This window comes from Chryseobacterium lathyri, from assembly GCF_019970085.1.
GTDB classification, from domain to species: domain Bacteria; phylum Bacteroidota; class Bacteroidia; order Flavobacteriales; family Weeksellaceae; genus Chryseobacterium; species Chryseobacterium lathyri.
On record NZ_JAHXYG010000003.1, the window covers coordinates 177,282 to 195,984 of the forward strand.

Genomic DNA, 18,703 nt, shown 5'->3' on the forward strand with positions numbered 1-18,703 from the left:
GTATAATGAGCGCACAGGAAATAGCCAATAAACTTTGGAACTTATGTAATGTGTTGCGCGATGACGGCGTAACATACCACCAATATCTTAACGAACTTACTTTTATTCTTTTTCTTAAATTATCCGAAGTAAAAGGTTTTGCAGATCAGATTCCTGAAGAATACAGATGGAAACAATTTGTAGAAGAAACAGATAATGTGAAAGCATTTGATTTGTACAGAAAGTTTTTGGCAACGGTAAGTAAAGAAACAACAAGCGTGTCTATTAAAGATATCTATACCAATGCTTCTACCACTCTAACCAAACCGGTAAACTTTAATACATTGGTTCAGGCCATTGATAAGCTTGACTGGTATGAAGAGTCCGACCGTGATGTCATGGGAGATATCTATGAAAGTCTTTTGGAGAAAAATGCAGGGGAGAAAAAAAGCGGTGCAGGACAGTATTTTACTCCGCGTCCTTTGATTAATGTAATGGTAAAGTTAATGGCTCCAAAATTAGGCGAAAAATGGAATGATCCTGCCTGTGGAACTTTTGGTTTTATGATTTCTGCGGATCATTATTTAAAAGAAAAATATGATTATCGCTATACATTACCCGCTGATAAAATCAAGTTTCAGGAAGAAAATGCTTTCTCCGGAGTAGAGTTAGTTGCTGATGCCCATCGTTTAGCCCTTATGAATGCTCGTCTTCATGGCATGGAAAGTGAGATTCTATTAGGAGATACTTTAACAAGTTTAGGTGAAAACCTAAAAGGTTTTAATGGTGTCTTAGCCAATCCTCCATTTGGGACTAAAAAAGGAGGAGAAAAGCCTACCAGAACAGATTTAAAATATATCTCAAGCAACAAACAGCTTAATTTCTTACAGCATATTTACAGAAGCCTTATTACTGATGGAACAGGACGTGCAGCGGTAGTTTTACCGGATAATGTCTTATTTGAAGATGGTGATGGACAACGCATCCGAAAAGATCTAATGGAGAAATGTAATCTTCATACTATTCTACGTTTACCAACTGGTATTTTCTATGCTGCCGGAGTGAAGACCAATGTGCTTTTCTTTACAAGAGGAAAAAAAGGAGAAGGCAATACCAAAAATGTATGGTTCTATGATATGAGAACCAATATGCCCAACTTTGGAAAAAGAACACCTTTTACAGAAAAAGCTTTTGATAATTTTATCACAGCTTACACAGGTGGATTAACTGCAGAAAATGTAGTAAAACAATATGAAGGAGCCATAGATGAAGAAAAAAGAAAGCAAATAAAAGACGAACGTTGGCAATGTATTTCCCGTGAAGAAATTGCAAAGAAAAATGATTCTTTGGATTTAGGATTGATTGCAGATGATAGTTTAACTAAGTCCTCGGATATAGGCGAACCATTAGATATTGCCAATGATGCTTTAAAGGAGCTTTTACTAATACAAACCGAACTGGAAAACTTGATTAAAGAACTGAAATGATTACAGAATTGCCAAAAAATTGGATTGAAACAACTCTAGGAACTGTAACAACTAAACCACAATATGGATGGACTACAAAATCACAAAATTTTGGAGAATATAAATATCTAAGGACAACAGATATAGGCAAAGGAAATGTTAAATGGGATTCTGTTCCATTTTGTATTGATTTGCCTAATAATGTTGAAGATTATGTTTTATGTAAAGATGATATAGTAATCTCACGTGCAGGGTCAATTGGATTTAGTTATTTAGTTAAAGAGATTGAGCCCAATGTTTTGTATGCTTCATATTTAATTAGATTTAAACCTATAATCACTCCTAGGCTAATTTCTTATTTTTTACAATCAAATTTCTATTGGAAAGCTGTATCAGATAGTGCTGTAGGAATTGCGGTGAAAAATATTAATGCACCAAAATTACAATCAATATCTTTCCCTCTCCCTCCATTACCAGAACAAGAACGTATTGTAGCAAAGTTGGATTCTTTATTTGCACAACATGAAGTAATGAAAAAAGCACTGGAACGTATTCCTCAATTACTTAAGGATTTTCGCAAACAGGTTTTAATGCAAGCAATTACAGGAGAACTAACAGTAGGTTGGAGAGATGAAAAAAAAATATCTAAGAATAGAATGTATTTAGATGAGAAAGTAAAAATTTTATCAGACAGTTTATTGCCTATGAAGTCTCCTAAATCTTGGAATCTCATTCATTTAGGATATCTGCTAGAAGATTTGACTGATTACCACGCAAATGGAAGTTATGAAATATTGAAAGAGAACGTAACATTATTAGAAGATAAGAGTTATGCCGCAATGATTCGATCAACAAATTTTGAGAAAAATAATTTTAATGATTTATTGATTTATATAAATGAAAAGGCATATAATTTTTTATCTAAATCAAAATTGCATGGGGGTGAAATTTTAATAAGTAAAATTGGTAATGCAGGATCTGTCTATTTTATGCCAAAATTAGATATGCCATCTTCATTAGCAATGAATCTTTTTATGCTTAGAATAAACAATAGATATAATAATAAATATATCTATTATCATTTAATTTCTGAATTTTCAAAAGAAAATACGAATAAATATGTAAGAGGAGTTACAACGAAATCTATAGATAAAATTTCTGTGAGAAGTTTGACTATTAACCTTCCTCCTTTTGAGGAACAACAAGAAATAGTTACTCGAATTGAAAGTTTATTCTTAAAGGCAGATGTCATAGAAAAACGCTACAAAATTCTAAAAGAAAAAATAGATAGTCTTCCACAAGCCATTCTACATAAAGCTTTCAAAGGAGAATTAGTTCCACAGCTTCCTACAGATGGAGATGCTAAAGATCTATTAAAAGAAATTCTAAAATTGAAAAGTGAGGTGAAGAAAAAATAAAATCTCAATCACCAATTTTCTCTATATTTGCAAGAAACACACCCACCACTATGGAAAAGCTAAGAAATCTACGAAAGCAAAGAGGCTTCACACAGGAATACATGTCTAATATCCTGGCAACAGACGTTTCCAACTATTCCCGAAAGGAGAGTGGCGGCGTAAAGATCTATGATGATGAGTGGGAAAAGCTGGCCAAAGCATTAGATGTTAAAGTAGAGGAAATAAAAGAAGAAAGGGAGCCAGCGGTTGTACAGAATAATAATGATAATACAACTTTTAATGATAGTTCATCAGGAATAAATTGTAATCATTACTATAATAATATCCCGGAATATATTCTGGAAAACCAGCAGGAATATATTAAAATTCTAAAAGAACAGATAGATTCCCTGAAACGGGAGGTGAAAATCCTTAAATCCAAAAAATAATATTCTTTTCTTCGGAAAACAGATCGAATCAAAAAAACAGCTGAAGAATCCTCTTCAGCCGTTTTTTTGAAAATAATATATCAAGAATTTAATCCCGGATAACCATTTTTTTAGAACCCGTCATTTTTCCGTCTGCCATCATGGTATATACATACGTGCCGGATTGAAGATCTGAACCTGATAGGGTGATCGTTCCGTTGCCTTTCTCACGGAGTGGGAGGGATTTCACCAGTTGGCCAGTGATGTTGTATACTTCAATAGAAGCTGTTTTTGTACTTTTCGGAAGATAATAGCTGATGCTCGTTCCGTTTTTGGTGGGATTGGGAACATTTTGAGCGAGTTGAGCAACATCTGAAGAAGAAAGATCAGTTGATGAAACGCCTTTATTCAATAGAAGCTGTTTCAGTTCCTCTACTGTATTTTCAAGGTTTTTAATGCGGTCTTCCAGCTGCTGGATGGTTTCATCTGAAGCCGAAGATGTTTTGTTGAGCGGCGTATTCGAAACCATTACATTTCCACTCGCATCTACAACCAGGGCGCGGCCGCTTCCTGTGGGCAGATTTTCATGCCTTACCGTTCCCACCGTGTGGAAATTAGCAGTCGGGGCGAGTGTAAGAATGCCGACACTTTGATCCTTGATTAGCATGGTTGATGTAGGAGATAAGCCAAACATAATGGACAGCGGAATATTATTCGTCAGTTTCACTCCTCCGGTTCCGGACCCAATCACGAAAGAACGGTTTCCGGTAGCAGCCAGGTCAATTCCGAATCCTCCGGAATATACATCCTTAAGATCGATACCTACCCCTAATGCGAACTGGTTATGGTTTCTGATAGTGTTTTTCCAGCCCAATGCCACAGACTTGCTTGAATTATTTAGAACAATATTGTCCTGTCCGCTCACGATGTTGGCACCTCCACCGTTGGCGAGATCATTTCCCCAGCCGCTTACTATAGAACTGCTGGCCAGTCCTCCAAGAATATTGGAGCTTCCCGTCACGATACTTCCTTTTACTTTGGCGGTATTGGAGTTATTCACGGCGTCTACGATAAACGAACCTGCTTCATTAAGGATAGCTTGTCCCGGATTGGCAGATGCTCCGTTGGTTCTCAGGAAAAAAGGTCTCGGATCTACTGTGCCTGCATAATTTGCCGATGTGATGCCAGCGTTTCCGGTAATTTGCCATTGCTGGGCATTAGCAATTCCTGCTAAAAAAAGCATAGCTGCTGCCAGGCCACTTTTCATGGATAATAATGGTGTTTTCATAAATTTGAATTTTGATGGTTTTAGTTATCACTAAAGTATGAAATATTATTATTGTAATGGGTTTTTTCTCACTTTAATGTGATGTCTAAGGATTGTTTATTGCTTTAAATTCAGTAATAAAGGGAAATCTGTGCATTATAATTAATTTCTATACATTTCATTTGTGTCATCTAATTACTTTTGAAAGCCTTTTCAATACGGATATAACTGAGTTGTGACTGAGTTAAATTTGAAACAATAAATTTTAATTCAGGAGATACATCATGATGGTCATCTTTTTTATAAATGCTGTTAAAAAGAAATCAATCTGAATTGGCAAACACTGATTTAATTTTTAAAATAAATTTTATTTTTTTAAACACGTGTTTAATTTCCTGTTATTGCGTTAATTAAGTGTTTTTGACCGGAATAATTCGAGTTCAAATGAGGCTCTGAATAAAATTTTGGTATGTAAATTGTTGAATAGAGGGCTAACTAAAATTTTATTTTTAACGCATTAAATTATGTGAGAAATATTAATTTATTATAAAGTCATATGAATAATTTAAATTTTAGCACCATTAATGGGAAATTCATTTTCTTGTTAATGGTTCTTTTTTACGGTATTACGAACGCGCAATGTACAGCCTACACAGGTCAGGCAATGAATCCCGGACAGACTTACTGTCTTACCGGAAACCTGACTTTAGCTAATGATATAACCATCCCACAGGGTACACTTCTTATTATTGAACCTGGAGGAGTGCTTACTGTAAAAGGTGTTACGGTAAACGGTAACCTTGAGATCAGAGATGCTGCCAGTGTAAAATCTGAGGGATCAATCATCATAGGAGTTTTCGGAAGCCAGAAGAACTCAAAAGTGAAACTGGGAACAAAAGCTTACCTTTCCCTTACCGGTTCGGTTTCTCAGGGAGACCCTTCATTCTGGGGGACATTTCCCGGAGCTACTTCAACCATTGATATGGGAACATACAGCGTTGTGGAAATATGCGGAACTTTCAGCCAGCAGTCCATTACCTATCCTTTTATAAATTATGTTGGTGCTCCTTTGGGAAAAGCCTATTGTATTGCCAAAGCCCAGGTAAATGGAGGGGGAAGCTCCATACTCAGTAATGACAGCCAGATTATAGCCATTGCAATGGATACGGTAACAGGGCTTGCTCCCGGAAATGCCAGCTTCTGCGGACCAAATGCTACTCAGGCTTCATGTCCGGGTCTTTGGCCTGCCGGGCTTCCTGATGATAAATTTGCCTGTGGTTTTGCGGATGAAATTGTTCATGAATTAGATAATTACTGTACAAAACCCGGACTTTCGGGAACCCCTGATGGCTATACGAAAATGGGAATCACTACACAGCAAAAAACCAAAAGCTGGCCTGAGAATATTCCTAATGGTTTTCTTGCATTAGAATCGAAAACTAAAGGCTTTGTTATCACCAGAGTGCAGCATGTAGACCAGACTCCTAAGCCAGGAGATGCAGTTGCTGAACCGAAAGAAGGAATGCTTGTTTATGATATTCAGGACAACTGTGTTAAACTGTACAACGGTACCCAATGGAAATGTATTGAAAGAAGCTGTAATGATTAACCTAAATTTTGAACATAATATGAAACCTATAAAAAAGATAAGTATAGCCCTGACATTGATGATTTTTAATGTTTTTTACACTCAGGTCGCTATAGGGAAAGAAACAATTGACGGAAGAAGCACCATACTGGATTTCAATAATACATCCACCAATACAAAAGGGCTTATTCTTCCGGCAACACAGGGAATTCCTGCAGGCAGTCCGGCAAACGGAACATTTGTATTTGATACATCCGATGGCAAAGTGAAGGTGTGCGAAAATAATACTTGGAAAGCGCTTAGTGATGTGGGAAATGCTGCATCAGTAATACCTAATGATTCGGATGAGGCCGGAAATGGCGTAGTGATAGGTAATAAGGAAGGTAGCGCAGATGGAGTGCTGGTCCTTGAATCATCAGATAAAGCGATGATTCTTCCCAAAATATCTTCGCCGCATCTCAATGTGAAAAATCCGTACCCGGGAATGATATGCTACGATACAGCCAGTAAAACGTTTGCTGTTTTTGACGGAACGGTCTGGAATTATTGGAAATAGCAATACGATAAGACTATTCAAAAAAGCCCTGTATTAGAAGTAAACAGGGCTTTTTTTATTTATTTTTTCTCCCATACAGCAGGATTCTTTTGAAAGCATAAATAGCCGGAAGTTTTGGAAAATTCCTCGTAATACGCAGTTTGAACTCTGTTGTAAAGGTTTTTTGCTGTTCCTCATCAAGTCTTTCCAGGTAAGGAATCAAGGCCGATCCTGAAATAAAGTTGAATAGGGTATCATAATCTTCGGCAATAATAGGATATACCTTTTGGGAAAGATTCAAATCTTGAATGCCGTTATCGAAGAGGATCTGTGTATATTCATCAATGGTCAGGACGGCAGAAGGGCGGTTCCAGCTGTTAAGCTGAGATTTAAACGGCTCTTCATCCGCCAGCTCAAAAAGAATCTTATTCAGGGTATTTCCCGGCTGATAAGGCATCTGTACAGCTAGTTGACCACCCACATTCAGTTTGGAGATCAGCTTCGGAAATAATTCCTGATGGTTGTCGGACCATTGCAGGGCAGCGTTACTGAAAATAAGATCCCAGCTTTCATCAGCATCAAGCATAGCTTCAGTTGTCGATAATTTAAAGTGGAGACGTTCATTTTCAAGGGTCCTGGATTTTTCAAGCATTTCGGGAGAAGAATCTATTCCAGTAAAAACAGCTCCCTGAAGTTTATCCGTAAAGATGGCAGTCTGCTCACCTGTTCCACATCCGATATCTACTGCTTTCATATTACTTTCATCGGTGATCAGCTCGGTGAGATCATAAAACGGCTTAAAACGGATATTTTTAAATTGATTGTAAACGTCAGGATTCCAAGGCATATTCAGTGAATTTAAATGAATCTTCAATTTAGCAATTCCTGAATAGAATAAGGAAATTAAAATATTAAAAGATTCTTAAAAGATGGGGAGCGGGAAGATGGAAGCGGGAAGTTACTGTAGTGAGAAAGGGTAATCAATCTCGTTTTTATTGAATATTTGAGGTTTTAATTTAGTATGAATTTGGTAAAAGTCTTTGTCATGGTTTTAAAACTTGACAAGGATCTTAAAAAGCTCTTGAATCCATTTACAGACTGAAAGCGCCTCCATCTCCCATCTTCCCGTTTCCATCCTTTATAAAATCTGCGCGCTTTCCTTAATGCTGTTCATCACAAAAATACTTTTCGTCTGCCCGATGCCCTCAATTTCAGAGAGCTTATTGACAAAAAACTCATGGAAGTCATCCATATTCGGAGCCAGGATCTTCAGCATAAAATCAAAATCCCCGCTGATGTTGTAAAACTCTACAACTTCTTTCAGTTTTCCTACTTCTTCAATGAACTTTCCGGCTGTTTTTTTATTGTGAACATTCAGGGCAATCATGCAGATCACCATCATGCCTTTATTTACCTTTTTACGGTCTAGTACAGCCGTATACTCCCTGATAATGCCAAGCTTTTCCATCCGCTTGATCCGTTCATGGGTAGGGGTGGGGCTTAAATTGATCCTTGCGGAAATATCACGCACACTCATTTTGGCATCCTTCTGTAGCAAACGCAGGATAGAAAGGTCCTTTTCATCGGGAATGTAATGTTCTGCGGTCATTTGTTCTGTTTTTAAGCTTGTTATTAATGGTGATAATGTATTTGTTCTTTTAAATTTGATAAAAATACAAATTTGTTCCAAATTTACTATATAATTTTTACATATGTTCTTTTAAAATTAATTTTGCAGGAAATTTAAATCTATGAGTACAAGGAAAAATTTAATATTAATATTAGCATCAGTAGGAACTTTTGTAGAGGCTTTGGATATTGCCATTATTAATTTAACGATTCCTTCTATTCAGGAGCAGTTTCATATTGGGGCGGAGACTGTACAGTGGCTGCAGACCCTTTATGTACTGTTTTTTGGAGGTTTCCTGATCATTGGTGGAAAACTTTCGGACCAGATCGGGCGTAAAAAAATATTCCTTATTGGAGCTCTTATTTTTATGCTGACATCATTGGGAGCGGGACTTTCGCAAAGCTTTGAAGTCTTGGCTGTATTCCGTGCCCTTCAGGGACTAGGAGCGGCTTTGATCATGCCTTCCGCTTTATCCATTGTGACGAATACTTTCAGGGAAGAGCAGGAACGTAACCGGGCGATCGGGATTTTCAGTTCGTTTGCTGCGATCGGTTCCGGAAGCGGACTTTCTGTAGGAGGAATTATCAGTACTTATCTGAGCTGGCACTGGGTTTTTCTTATCAATGTTCCCATTCTTTTATTGACCCTGATTTTTGCCTATCAGTACCTTCCTGCAGATGAAAAAAACGAAGCCGGACAAAAAACAGATCTCATTTCAGGAATGCTGCTGGTTTTAGGCCTGCTGAGTCTTACCTACGGAACCCATGAATTGGTTCATATCAAAGAAAATCCAATGATGATCATCGGTTCTCTGGTACTTGCTGTTTTACTTTTGACTGCTGTATTTATCAGACTGAAATCTGTAGCTCAGCCTTTGATCGATTTACAGTTATTGAAACACAGATCGCTGATGGTTTCTAATGCAGTTTTCTTTACACTGGGAGCATTTTTCATAGGATTTCTTTTTCTAATTTCATTAATGCTTCAGAAAGATATGGGACATAGTGCAGCATCAGCAGGGTTGATGCTTGTACCGTTCAGTATCATGTCTGCACTGGCAGCAAAATTTGTTTTACCTCATGTTTCCAAGAGATTAAGTTCTTCACAAATGGGTGTTTTCGGATGGAGTTTTATGCTGACAGGCGCTTTATCCTTACTGATTGCGGTGTATACAGGGCATCCTTTGGCAGTAGTATTGTTGGGAGCAGCCTGTATTTCAGGAATAGGAATGACATTTTGTTTTACGGCACTTTCTGTAATGGGAATTCAGGATGTGGAGCCTTCTCATTATGGTGTGGCATCCAGTTTAAGTTCTACCAGTTACTTTCTGGGAGCGGGTATCGGCCTTTCGTTCATGACTCTGATGAGTCAGATCTTTCCGTCAAAATATGCGGTTGGAGATTTGAGTTTAATCATCCTGGTAGGTTATGCTTTACTGGCTCTTGGAATGCTTTTGTATTTTATCTTTAAAAGTTTAAAAATCAGGCAGACTGAAATTGCTGTTTCATAAAAAGAGAAATATGTATAAATCCATGATTTCAACGCAAAGAAATTATTGTTACTTTCTATTTTGAGGAGAGTAAAGAAGACGTCTCTGCTGTTGATTAAGCTGTAGTATAAATATTTTGAATACACCTGCTTCCTTTCGTAGTTTAGCCTGTATCATGGCCTAGGAAGCTGTAGCGTTAAGAAAATTATAACTTGATTCGTTAAAAAATTCCCACTGTCTGAGTGCGGTAAGAATATTGAACCGAAGAGGTAACAATGAATCCGCACGAGTTTGGGAATTTTAGAAGCAAGTTTTAATTTTTAGCGAAAGATTCCAGTCTTGAATTTTTGGTTCATTTTGTTTCAAGACAAAAGAACATATAAACTTAAATAAATATTATTACCGATAAGTTCAGTTTTTATTAAAAATATACAAACTATATGAAAAAGGATCGGCATTATTGTGCCGGTTCTTTTTATTTTAGCAGTATGAAAATACAGATCATCAGCGACCTTCATCAGGAATTCGGATCGACTGATTTATTTTTTGATCATGCGGATGTTGTCATATTGGCCGGAGATGTTAATCTTGGGACCAAAGGAATTGAATGGATCAAATCAAAAATAGGAAATAAGCCTGTCATCTATGTTCTGGGAAATCATGAATATTATAAAGGTTCCTATCCTAAAACCTTAAACAAGATAAAACAGGCAGCTGAAGGATCCAATGTATTTGTTCTTGAAAATGAATCCGTGGATATTGACGGAATCAGATTTCACGGAGCCACACTATGGACGGATTTTTCTATTTTCGGAAATCCTTTACATTACGGAATGATCTGCCAGCCGATAATGAATGATTATAAAATGATCAGACGGGATCCTTCCTATTCAAAAATGAGGACCATTGATACCTTTAAAATTCATCAGTTTTCAAAGCTGTGGTTAAAAGAAAGTCTGGAAAACTCTAAAGGCTTAAAGAATATTGTCGTTACCCATCACGCGCCCAGCATTCAGTCTGTTCCGGAACAGTACAAAGAAGATCCCGTGACTTCCGCTTATGCCTCCAATCTGGAAGATTTCATTACAGAGCACCAACCACTGTACTGGATTCATGGGCATATCCATACGCTATGCAGATACAACATCGGGAAAACCGAGGTGATCTGCAACCCGCATGGCTATATCGATGAAAAATATAATGGGTATGAAAAAGAATTGATCATTGAATTGTAAAATCAAAGAGTTTTCTCTATCCGCTTAATCTTTTTTTTGATTTTGCCCCTTTCACTCAAATACCCTAATTTCGTACTCTAATTCATTCTTCATGGCTAAAAAGTCTACCGAAAATCCCTCAGAATTTGTATCCGTATTTACTTTTGAAGAGCTTCTTCGGGATGTAGAGTTTGATCTCAGGATAAAGGAATTTGTGGTCATGGAAATTGATAAGGCTAATTATCTTATCAAGCTCAATACCCCATACCGTTCAGACTATTTCTGCATTTTTATGGTCCAGCAGGGAAGTATCCGTTTCAGGTTGGATGACAAAAGCTATGATGTATCGGAAGGCGATGTCATTTTCTGTCCTTTTTCAGAAATATTCTGGGTAGATATGATCTCAGAAGAATACAAAGCAAAATATATCTTCTTTTCCCTGGAATTTATTTCTGATGCCGGATTTAATTACAAATCGAATGATGTCCTGAAAAGCCTTTCAGCAGATCCTACTCACATTATCAGAAATGAACCTGATCTCTACAGAAGGCTGGATTTCCACCTTGATGAGCTAAAGGCCCTCAACAATGCGGAGAAAGAAGATTATTACTTCAATGAAATGATCTGGCATCACTTTTCACTCGTGATCTATGAGATCGACAATTATTTCAAAAAGATTGAAAAACCCCATCAGGTGACCCATCGTGAGGATGAACTGACAACCAGCTTCTTTACGCTGGTTCGGGAACATTTTAAAGAAGAGCATAATGTACAGTTCTATGCCGACAAACTCTGTATTAGCCGGAAATATCTAACCAAAGTGATCAATAAGACCATGTTCAAATCCCCTAGAGATATTATTCATCAGGTATTGGCTGTGGAAGCAAGACTTCTTCTCAGAAATCCGAACCTCAATGTCAATCATGTTGCGGTGGAGCTGAAGTTCTCTGATCAGGCGTCTTTCAGCAAATTTTTTAAAAAGCATGTTGGGAAATCACCATTAGAGTACAAAAAAGATGATTTGTATTGACAATCAGTGTTTTGTATTTTGGAAATTTTATAATTGATGTCTTTTTGCTAAATTACTGCTGTTTTCTGATACAAAAAGTGGAATTATATTATTTATGTATTCTATTTAAGGTGTTAAATGATATTTCTCATGTTTTGAAGAATTAGGAGTCTTTTTGACAAAACAAGGAGTTTTTTGAATATTTCGATTGAATTTTTTTAAGGCGAATTTTGCCCCGTAAATTTAAAAGGAATATTGTTATGCAGAGATTTTTTATTCAAAAATCAACTATACTTTTCCTCTCGCTGATCGTCTTGGCGGGGTGCAGGAAAAACAATCAAAACCAGGCTTTTCAACAGCAGGCCCCTGAACTTCCGATAGAAAAAGTGAAGCAGGGAGACGCTTCTGTTTCCAGAGAATATGCAGCATCCGTGGAAGGAATTTCCAATGTAGAGATCAGACCACAGGTTACGGGATATTTAAGCAAGATCTTCGTAGATGAAGGAGATTATGTAAGAGCGGGACAGCCTCTGTTCAAAATAGAAGACCAGATCTTCCGCGAGCAGATGAAAAGTGCTCAGGCAGCCCTGATCACAGCTCAAGCCAATCTTTCCACTTCCAAAATTGATCTCGACAGAAAAAAGGAATTATTACGAAACAAAATGGTTTCTGATATCCAGGTGAAAGAAGCGGAAGCTGCTTACAACGCAGCAAGAGGAGCGGTAAGTCAGTCGGTATCTGCGATTGAATCCGCAAAGATTAATCTTAATTTCTCTACGATCAAAGCTCCGGTAAGCGGATTTATCGGGAGGTTCAATTACCGTCTGGGAAGCTTAATGACGCCCTCCAATCAGGAGCCGATCACGCTTTTATCAGACATTCATGAGGTTTATACCTATTTCAGCATGAGTGAAAATGATTTCAACAGCTTCCAGAAACAACAGGCGGGAAGCAACATCAATGAGATCATCAAAAACACACCGGCAGTTTCTCTTCTGCTTTCCGGAGGCGAAAAATATGCACAGACCGGAAAAATAGATGCGGTGGAAGGACAGTTCAACAAAACCACAGGTTCCATCACTTTAAGAGCAAAATTCACCAATCCGGACAACCTTTTGAGAAGCGGGAATACCGGGAAAATTGTAATGGATCAGTTTTACAGCAACGTAGTTCTTCTTCCTGTAGCTTCTACGAGAACCATTCAGGATAAGATCTTTGTATTCTCCATCAAAGGAGGAAAAGCAGTGATGCTTCCGGTAGAAGTCACTGGAAAGGCCGGAGATAATTTCATCGTATCAAAAGGATTAAAAGCCGGTGATGAGTACATCGTAACAGGTTTCGACAGACTGCAGCCGGGAACGCCCGTAGTCGCTCAGAAAAAGAATGCTCAACCGAAAAAATCGTAAGAAAAAATCATGTTAAAGACCATTATAAAAAGGCCCGTACTGGCAACGGTTATATCCGTATTGCTTGTTATTCTGGGTATCGTCGGTATGATCAGTCTGCCGATCACAAAATTTCCCGATATCGCTCCACCTACCGTAATGGTAACGGCTGCCTATCCGGGAGCCAACGCGGAAACGATTGCGAGATCCGTAGCACCGCCATTGGAAAACGCCATCAACGGGGTTGAAAATATGGACTATATTACGTCCACAGCCAGTAACGACGGTACGTTAAGTATCACAGCCATCTTTAAACTGGGTACAGATCCGGATCAGGCTGCCATTAACGTTCAGAACAGGGTAGCACAGGTGACGAACCAGCTTCCTGCAGAAGTTATTCAGGCCGGAATCACAACGGTGAAGAGACAGAACAGTATGATTGCGATGGTTTCATTAACCAGCAAAGACGGTAAGATGGACGATCTTTTCCTTGAAAACTATGCTAAAATCAACATCGTTCCTGACCTGAAAAGGGTAAAAGGAGTAGGAGACGCCATGGTATACGGAAACAAGGATTACTCCATGAGAGTATGGCTTGATCCCAATAAGCTGACCTCTTATAACCTTACGCCGGCAGATGTTTCACGGGCGATCCAGACTCAGAACCTTGAGGCGGCACCGGGAAGACTCGGGGAGAGAAGTAAAGAAGCGATGGAATATGTTCTTCGTTACAAAGGCAAATTCACTGAGCCTGAACAGTATGAAAATATTACGATTAAAGCACTGAGCGACGGTTCTGTTTTAAAATTAAAAGATGTTGCCAAAGTAGAATTCGGGGCGTATAGCTATACCGTTTCTTCTAATTTCAATAAAAAACCGTCAGTGACAATGGCTATTTTCCAAATGGCCGGATCCAATGCTAATGAGGTGCAGATCGCCCTTCAGGAAAGAATGAAAGAGCTTGAAAAATCCTTCCCGGAAGGAATGGCCTATGAAATTCCTTATGCGACAAAAGAAGCTTTGGACCAATCCATTGATCAGGTAATCCATACTTTGATTGAGGCATTTATCCTGGTATTTATCGTGGTGTATATCTTCCTGCAGGATTTCCGTTCTACACTGATCCCGGCGATTGCAGTTCCGGTATCGATTGTGGGAACGTTCTTCTTTATGAATTTGTTTGGTTTTTCTATTAATATCCTGACGTTGTTTGCCCTGGTACTGGCCATTGGTATTGTGGTGGATGACGCCATTGTCGTCGTGGAAGCAGTCCATGCTAAAATGGAACATAAAAAGCTTAACCCAAGGGCTGCGACCATGTCGGCGATGAGTGAAATTACGGGTGCTATTGTTTCCATTACCCTGATTATGTCTGCGGTATTCGTTCCGGTAGCCTTTATGAGTGGTTCTACAGGATTATTTTACCAGCAGTTTGCCTTGACATTGGCTATTGCCATTGTAATTTCAGCGGTTAACGCATTGACATTGAGTCCGGCTTTGTGTGCTATATTTTTGAAACAGCACCATCCGGGTACTCATGAGAAAATGAACTTTAAAGACCGTTTCTTTGCTGGTTTTAATGCAAGCTTTAATAAACTGACCTTCCGTTACGGAAAAGCGATCCTGTTCCTGTTAAAAAGAAGATGGATAGCAGCCATCATCATTGTTGGATTTGGAGGTTTGTTCGCATGGATGTCTATGACGACACCTAAAGGATTTATTCCTGATGAAGACCAGAGTTTTATCATCGTAACCGCCAATCTTGCTCCGGGAGCTTCCAAAGACAGAACCACCAAAGTAGTTTCTGATACGGAAGACCTGTTAATGAAAAATCCCGCAGTAGAAAAAGTGATTTCGGTGGATGGACTGAACTTATTCAGTGGATCCATGTCATCTTCAGCAGCTTCTATTTTCGTTAAACTGAAAAAAACAGAGCAAAGAGGAAATATAAGTAATATCAATGACATTATCGGTCAGGTTCAGGGAACACTTTCCCAGGATAAAAGAGCGAATTTCCTTGTCATCAATACACCTACAGTAGACGGTTTCGGGAATACCAGCGGTATGGAGCTTGTGCTTCAGGACCGTACCAACGGCGAACTTCAGAATCTCGGAAATATCTCTTACGGAATGATGGGCGCCTTGATGCAGAGACCGGAAGTAGCGGTGGCATTTACAACATTTGACGTAACCTATCCGCAGTTTGAAGTGTTGGTAGATGAAGTGAAAGCAGCTCAGCTTGGAGTGAATGTTTCCGATGTGTTGGGCGTGATGCAGGGCTATTACGGAAGTATTCAGTCTTCGGATTTCAACAGATTCGGGAAGTATTACAGAGTACTGGTTCAGTCTACTCCGGAAATGAGAGAAGACAAAGAATCACTGAACGGTATTTTCGTTAAAAATAATTCAGGCGAAATGGTTCCTATCAATACATTGGTAAGTTTAAAACAGGTAACAGGAGCAGAAGTGGTAGACCGTTTCAACCTGTTCAACTCTTCCAACTTAACGGTAATGCCGGCTCCGGGATTCAGTACAGGACAGGCAATGGCGGCTATTGATGAGGTGAGCAAGCAGGTACTTCCTCCGGGATATACCTACGATTACAAAGGAATGAGCCGTGAAGAAGTAAGTGCAGGTTCACAGTCGGTGATGATCTTCGGGTTGTGTATTGTATTTGTATTCTTCCTTTTATCGGCGCAGTATGAAAGTTATGTGCTTCCGTTTGCTGTACTGATCGCGATTCCTGTAGGTTTATCAGGAGTATTTGTGGGAATTACGATGGCGGATCTTTCCAACAATATTTACGTTCAGATTGCTTTGGTCATGTTGATTGGTCTCTTAGCTAAGAACGGGATTCTGATTGTGGAGTTTGCCATTCAGCGTAGAAGAGCAGGAAAAAGTCTTATTGCTTCTGCGGTAGAAGGTGCCAAAGCTCGTCTGCGTCCGATTCTGATGACATCATTGGCATTTATTGCGGGACTTCTTCCATTGCTGTTTGTCATAGGACCATCAGCGTTAGGAAACCATTCTATAGGATATGCAGCTGTTTCCGGGATGATCTTCGGAACTGTTTTAGGAATTTTCGTGGTGCCGGTGCTTTTTGTAGTCTTCCAGGCTTTACATGAAAGAATGAGCGGAAAAGTAATAACAGAAGCCGACTGGGAATATTAATCCAAATGATTATTAAAATGAATTCAATTAAAAATATAGCATATATCGCATTGATCTCAGGAGTTGCCGTTTCGTGCAAAGTTCAGAAATATGAACAGCCTGAAGTGAAAATGCCTGAAGCTTTCAGAAGTGACAGTATCGTTGCGGATGTTCAGGACAATATAGCAAAGACCAGCTACAAGGACTTTTTTAAAGACCCGGTTCTGGTTGGTCTTATCGACAAAGCCATTGCACAGAATAATAATTTTCTTATGGCATTAAAACAGATAGAATACGCCTCCCTTGCTTATAACCAGAGCAAGTGGGGGAATGTTCCCACCATCAGTGCAACGGTAGGAAATGCCAGTATCAGTCGACCTTCAGACAACAGTATGAACGGAATGATGGCCGGACAGTTCATGGGAAAAAAATATACAGAAGATTATACCACATCGGTCAACATTTCATGGGAAGCAGATATCTGGGGAAAGATCAGAGGAAGAAAAGAACAGGCTCTGACGGAATATCTTAAAACCCAGGAAGCGGCAAAAGCGGTGAAAACCCAGCTGGTGGCTTCAGTAGTGCAGGGATATTACAACTTACTCATGCTGGATACCCAGTTGCAGATCACAAAATCCAATCTGGAATATTCGGATACGACCCTGAAGTTTTTAACCAAGCAGCAGGAATTAGGTTTAACGACTGCTCTTGCCGTGCAGCAACAGGAAATTGTAAAAGATCAGATCTTAAAGACGATTCCTGCCATTGAAAGTTCTATCGCAGTTCAGGAAAATGCATTGAGTCTTCTGACAGGCTCCATGCCTGATAAAATTGAGAGAAGTGCGAGCCTGAATAATGTACAGTCGCCGGACAAAATTGCAGCAGGAATTCCTTCAGAGCTGTTAAGCTACAGACCGGATATTAAAACTGCAGAACTCGAAGTAAGGAAAAGTGCTGCTGCGATCCACGTGGCAAAAGTGAGCATGTATCCTTCCCTGAATATTACTGCTCAGGGTGGATTGAATGCTTTCCAGGCCAGTCACTGGTTCAGTGTTCCCGGTTCGCTTTTCGGAATGGCGGCAGGAATGATTGCACAGCCTATTTTAAACGGAAAACAGTTAAAAACGCAGTATGAGCAGTCTAAAGTGCTGGCAGATCAGGCTGAAATTAATTTCAAGCAGTCCGTTTTAAAAGCGGTTGGAGAAGTTTCTGATGCGCTGGTACAGATCCAGAAGCTGGAAGAACAGCAGAAAATTGCAGAAGGATTAGCTGCGAAATCCGGTGAAGCCGTGAAGAAAGCTGATATTTTATTTAAATACAATTCAGCAACATATGTGGAAGTAATCATCGCGCAAAGCAATAAGCTTCAGGCAGAACTGGACCTCGCTTCCCTGAAAGCCCAACGCTTAAATGCTATTACATCTCTATATAGAGCGGTTGGCGGCGGCTGGCAATAAAGTAAAATGAAACCTGCTTCGTCTATAAGGATGCAGCAGGTTTTTAAACTATAATCATTATGAAGAATACAAATATACATGAAGGTATTATTCTTATTCCTGATTTCAGCGGGTTTACTGAATTTGTGTTCAATACGAAACTTTATACAGGAGAATATATTGTAAGACAACTACTATCTACGCTGATCGATATGAATGATCAGTATTTTGAAATTTCTGAGATCGAGGGCGATGCCATTTTATTTTACAGATATGATGACAAACCGTCCTATCAGAATATTTCAACGATGCTTTGGAAAATGCGGGATGCTTTTAATCAAAAGATAAAAGAATTGAGCAAGGAGCTCAGTACAGCCATTGACATGTCGTTGAAATTCATCGTTCACTATGGAAAGTTTTCGCAGTATACGATTGGAAATTTTAAAAAGCTTTATGGTAAAACAGTAGTAGAGGCCCATCAGATGCTGAAAAATGAATTTGCCGAGCAGCCGTCTTACGCCCTGTTCAGTAATTCTTTTCTGGAAAACAGCGGAAACAGCGAGTCAGAAACCAATACACAGAAATATCATCTTCCGGAAGGAGGAATGATTCATTATTTTGAAAGTGTCAACTAGCATATCTATTTTTTAATCCTTGTAAATTTGCTATGTGATGCCCGGGTGAGATCCGGGCATTTTTTTGTGGATTGATATGGTATAGATTAAAAATG

The 18,703-nt window shown here is 38.9% G+C and carries 15 protein-coding genes; 12 read left to right on the plus strand and 3 right to left on the minus strand.

All coding sequences use genetic code 11. The annotated features are described in order from the left end of the window. The first annotated feature begins 5 nt into the window (after nucleotides 1-5). From LC418_RS10175 to LC418_RS10185, 3 genes are read left to right on the plus strand one after another with little or no spacing between them, the layout of a single operon-like run. Nucleotides 6-1,466, plus strand: coding sequence for a class I SAM-dependent DNA methyltransferase (locus LC418_RS10175; protein ID WP_223559004.1), 1,461 nt, complete (start codon nucleotides 6-8; stop codon nucleotides 1,464-1,466). After that, on the plus strand, nucleotides 1,463-2,863 hold the full coding sequence (locus LC418_RS10180) for a restriction endonuclease subunit S (RefSeq protein ID WP_223559005.1): 1,401 nt from the start codon (nucleotides 1,463-1,465) through the stop codon (nucleotides 2,861-2,863). Before LC418_RS10175 ends, LC418_RS10180 begins: the two co-directional genes overlap by 4 nt. 50 nt (nucleotides 2,864-2,913) lie before the next feature. After that, nucleotides 2,914-3,291: a helix-turn-helix domain-containing protein gene (locus tag LC418_RS10185; RefSeq protein ID WP_223559006.1), complete on the plus strand. Its 378-nt coding sequence runs from the start codon at nucleotides 2,914-2,916 to the stop codon at nucleotides 3,289-3,291. An 88-nt stretch (nucleotides 3,292-3,379) separates the two neighbouring features. On the opposite strand, the gene LC418_RS10190 is transcribed toward LC418_RS10185, so the two are convergent. Beyond that, complete coding sequence (locus tag LC418_RS10190) at nucleotides 3,380-4,558, minus strand: T9SS type A sorting domain-containing protein (protein WP_223559007.1); 1,179 nt, start codon at nucleotides 4,556-4,558, stop codon at nucleotides 3,380-3,382. A gap of 535 nt (nucleotides 4,559-5,093) precedes the next feature. Here LC418_RS10190 and LC418_RS10195 point away from each other — a divergent pair. Further along, nucleotides 5,094-6,146, plus strand: a complete 1,053-nt coding sequence (locus LC418_RS10195) for a hypothetical protein (protein WP_223559008.1) — start codon at nucleotides 5,094-5,096, stop codon at nucleotides 6,144-6,146. Nucleotides 6,147-6,165: 19 nt separating this feature from the next. Next, a complete protein-coding gene (locus LC418_RS10200; protein WP_223559009.1) occupies nucleotides 6,166-6,681 on the plus strand; it encodes a hypothetical protein in 516 nt (171 codons plus the stop codon). Nucleotides 6,682-6,736: 55 nt separating this feature from the next. Here LC418_RS10200 and LC418_RS10205 read toward each other — a convergent pair whose 3' ends face one another. Beyond that, nucleotides 6,737-7,507, minus strand: coding sequence for a methyltransferase domain-containing protein (locus tag LC418_RS10205; RefSeq protein WP_223559010.1), 771 nt, complete (start codon nucleotides 7,505-7,507; stop codon nucleotides 6,737-6,739). A 291-nt stretch (nucleotides 7,508-7,798) separates the two neighbouring features. Beyond that, on the minus strand, nucleotides 7,799-8,269 hold the full coding sequence (locus LC418_RS10210; RefSeq protein WP_223559011.1) for an Lrp/AsnC family transcriptional regulator: 471 nt from the start codon (nucleotides 8,267-8,269) through the stop codon (nucleotides 7,799-7,801). Between the two features lie 142 nt (nucleotides 8,270-8,411). Between LC418_RS10210 and LC418_RS10215 the strand changes: the two genes are divergently transcribed. The 7 genes from LC418_RS10215 to LC418_RS10245 all read left to right on the plus strand — a co-directional run bounded on the left by LC418_RS10215 (nucleotide 8,412) and on the right by LC418_RS10245 (nucleotide 18,608). Further along, nucleotides 8,412-9,800: an MFS transporter gene (locus LC418_RS10215; protein ID WP_223559012.1), complete on the plus strand. Its 1,389-nt coding sequence runs from the start codon at nucleotides 8,412-8,414 to the stop codon at nucleotides 9,798-9,800. Between the two features lie 419 nt (nucleotides 9,801-10,219). After that, nucleotides 10,220-11,014: a metallophosphoesterase gene (locus tag LC418_RS10220; protein ID WP_223559013.1), complete on the plus strand. Its 795-nt coding sequence runs from the start codon at nucleotides 10,220-10,222 to the stop codon at nucleotides 11,012-11,014. A 91-nt stretch (nucleotides 11,015-11,105) separates the two neighbouring features. After that, nucleotides 11,106-12,023 (plus strand): helix-turn-helix domain-containing protein, encoded by a 918-nt coding sequence (locus LC418_RS10225; protein ID WP_223559014.1) that lies wholly within the window; start codon nucleotides 11,106-11,108, stop codon nucleotides 12,021-12,023. A gap of 239 nt (nucleotides 12,024-12,262) precedes the next feature. Continuing rightward, nucleotides 12,263-13,408: an efflux RND transporter periplasmic adaptor subunit gene (locus LC418_RS10230; protein ID WP_223559015.1), complete on the plus strand. Its 1,146-nt coding sequence runs from the start codon at nucleotides 12,263-12,265 to the stop codon at nucleotides 13,406-13,408. Nucleotides 13,409-13,417: 9 nt separating this feature from the next. Next, nucleotides 13,418-16,558 (plus strand): efflux RND transporter permease subunit, encoded by a 3,141-nt coding sequence (locus tag LC418_RS10235; protein ID WP_223559016.1) that lies wholly within the window; start codon nucleotides 13,418-13,420, stop codon nucleotides 16,556-16,558. Nucleotides 16,559-16,575: 17 nt separating this feature from the next. After that, a complete protein-coding gene (locus LC418_RS10240; protein WP_223559017.1) occupies nucleotides 16,576-17,994 on the plus strand; it encodes an efflux transporter outer membrane subunit in 1,419 nt (472 codons plus the stop codon). Nucleotides 17,995-18,053: 59 nt separating this feature from the next. Continuing rightward, nucleotides 18,054-18,608 carry a DUF2652 domain-containing protein gene (locus LC418_RS10245; RefSeq protein ID WP_111954495.1) on the plus strand — a complete coding sequence of 185 codons (555 nt, stop codon included), beginning with the start codon at nucleotides 18,054-18,056 and terminating at the stop codon, nucleotides 18,606-18,608. The last annotated feature ends 95 nt before the right edge of the window (nucleotides 18,609-18,703 follow it).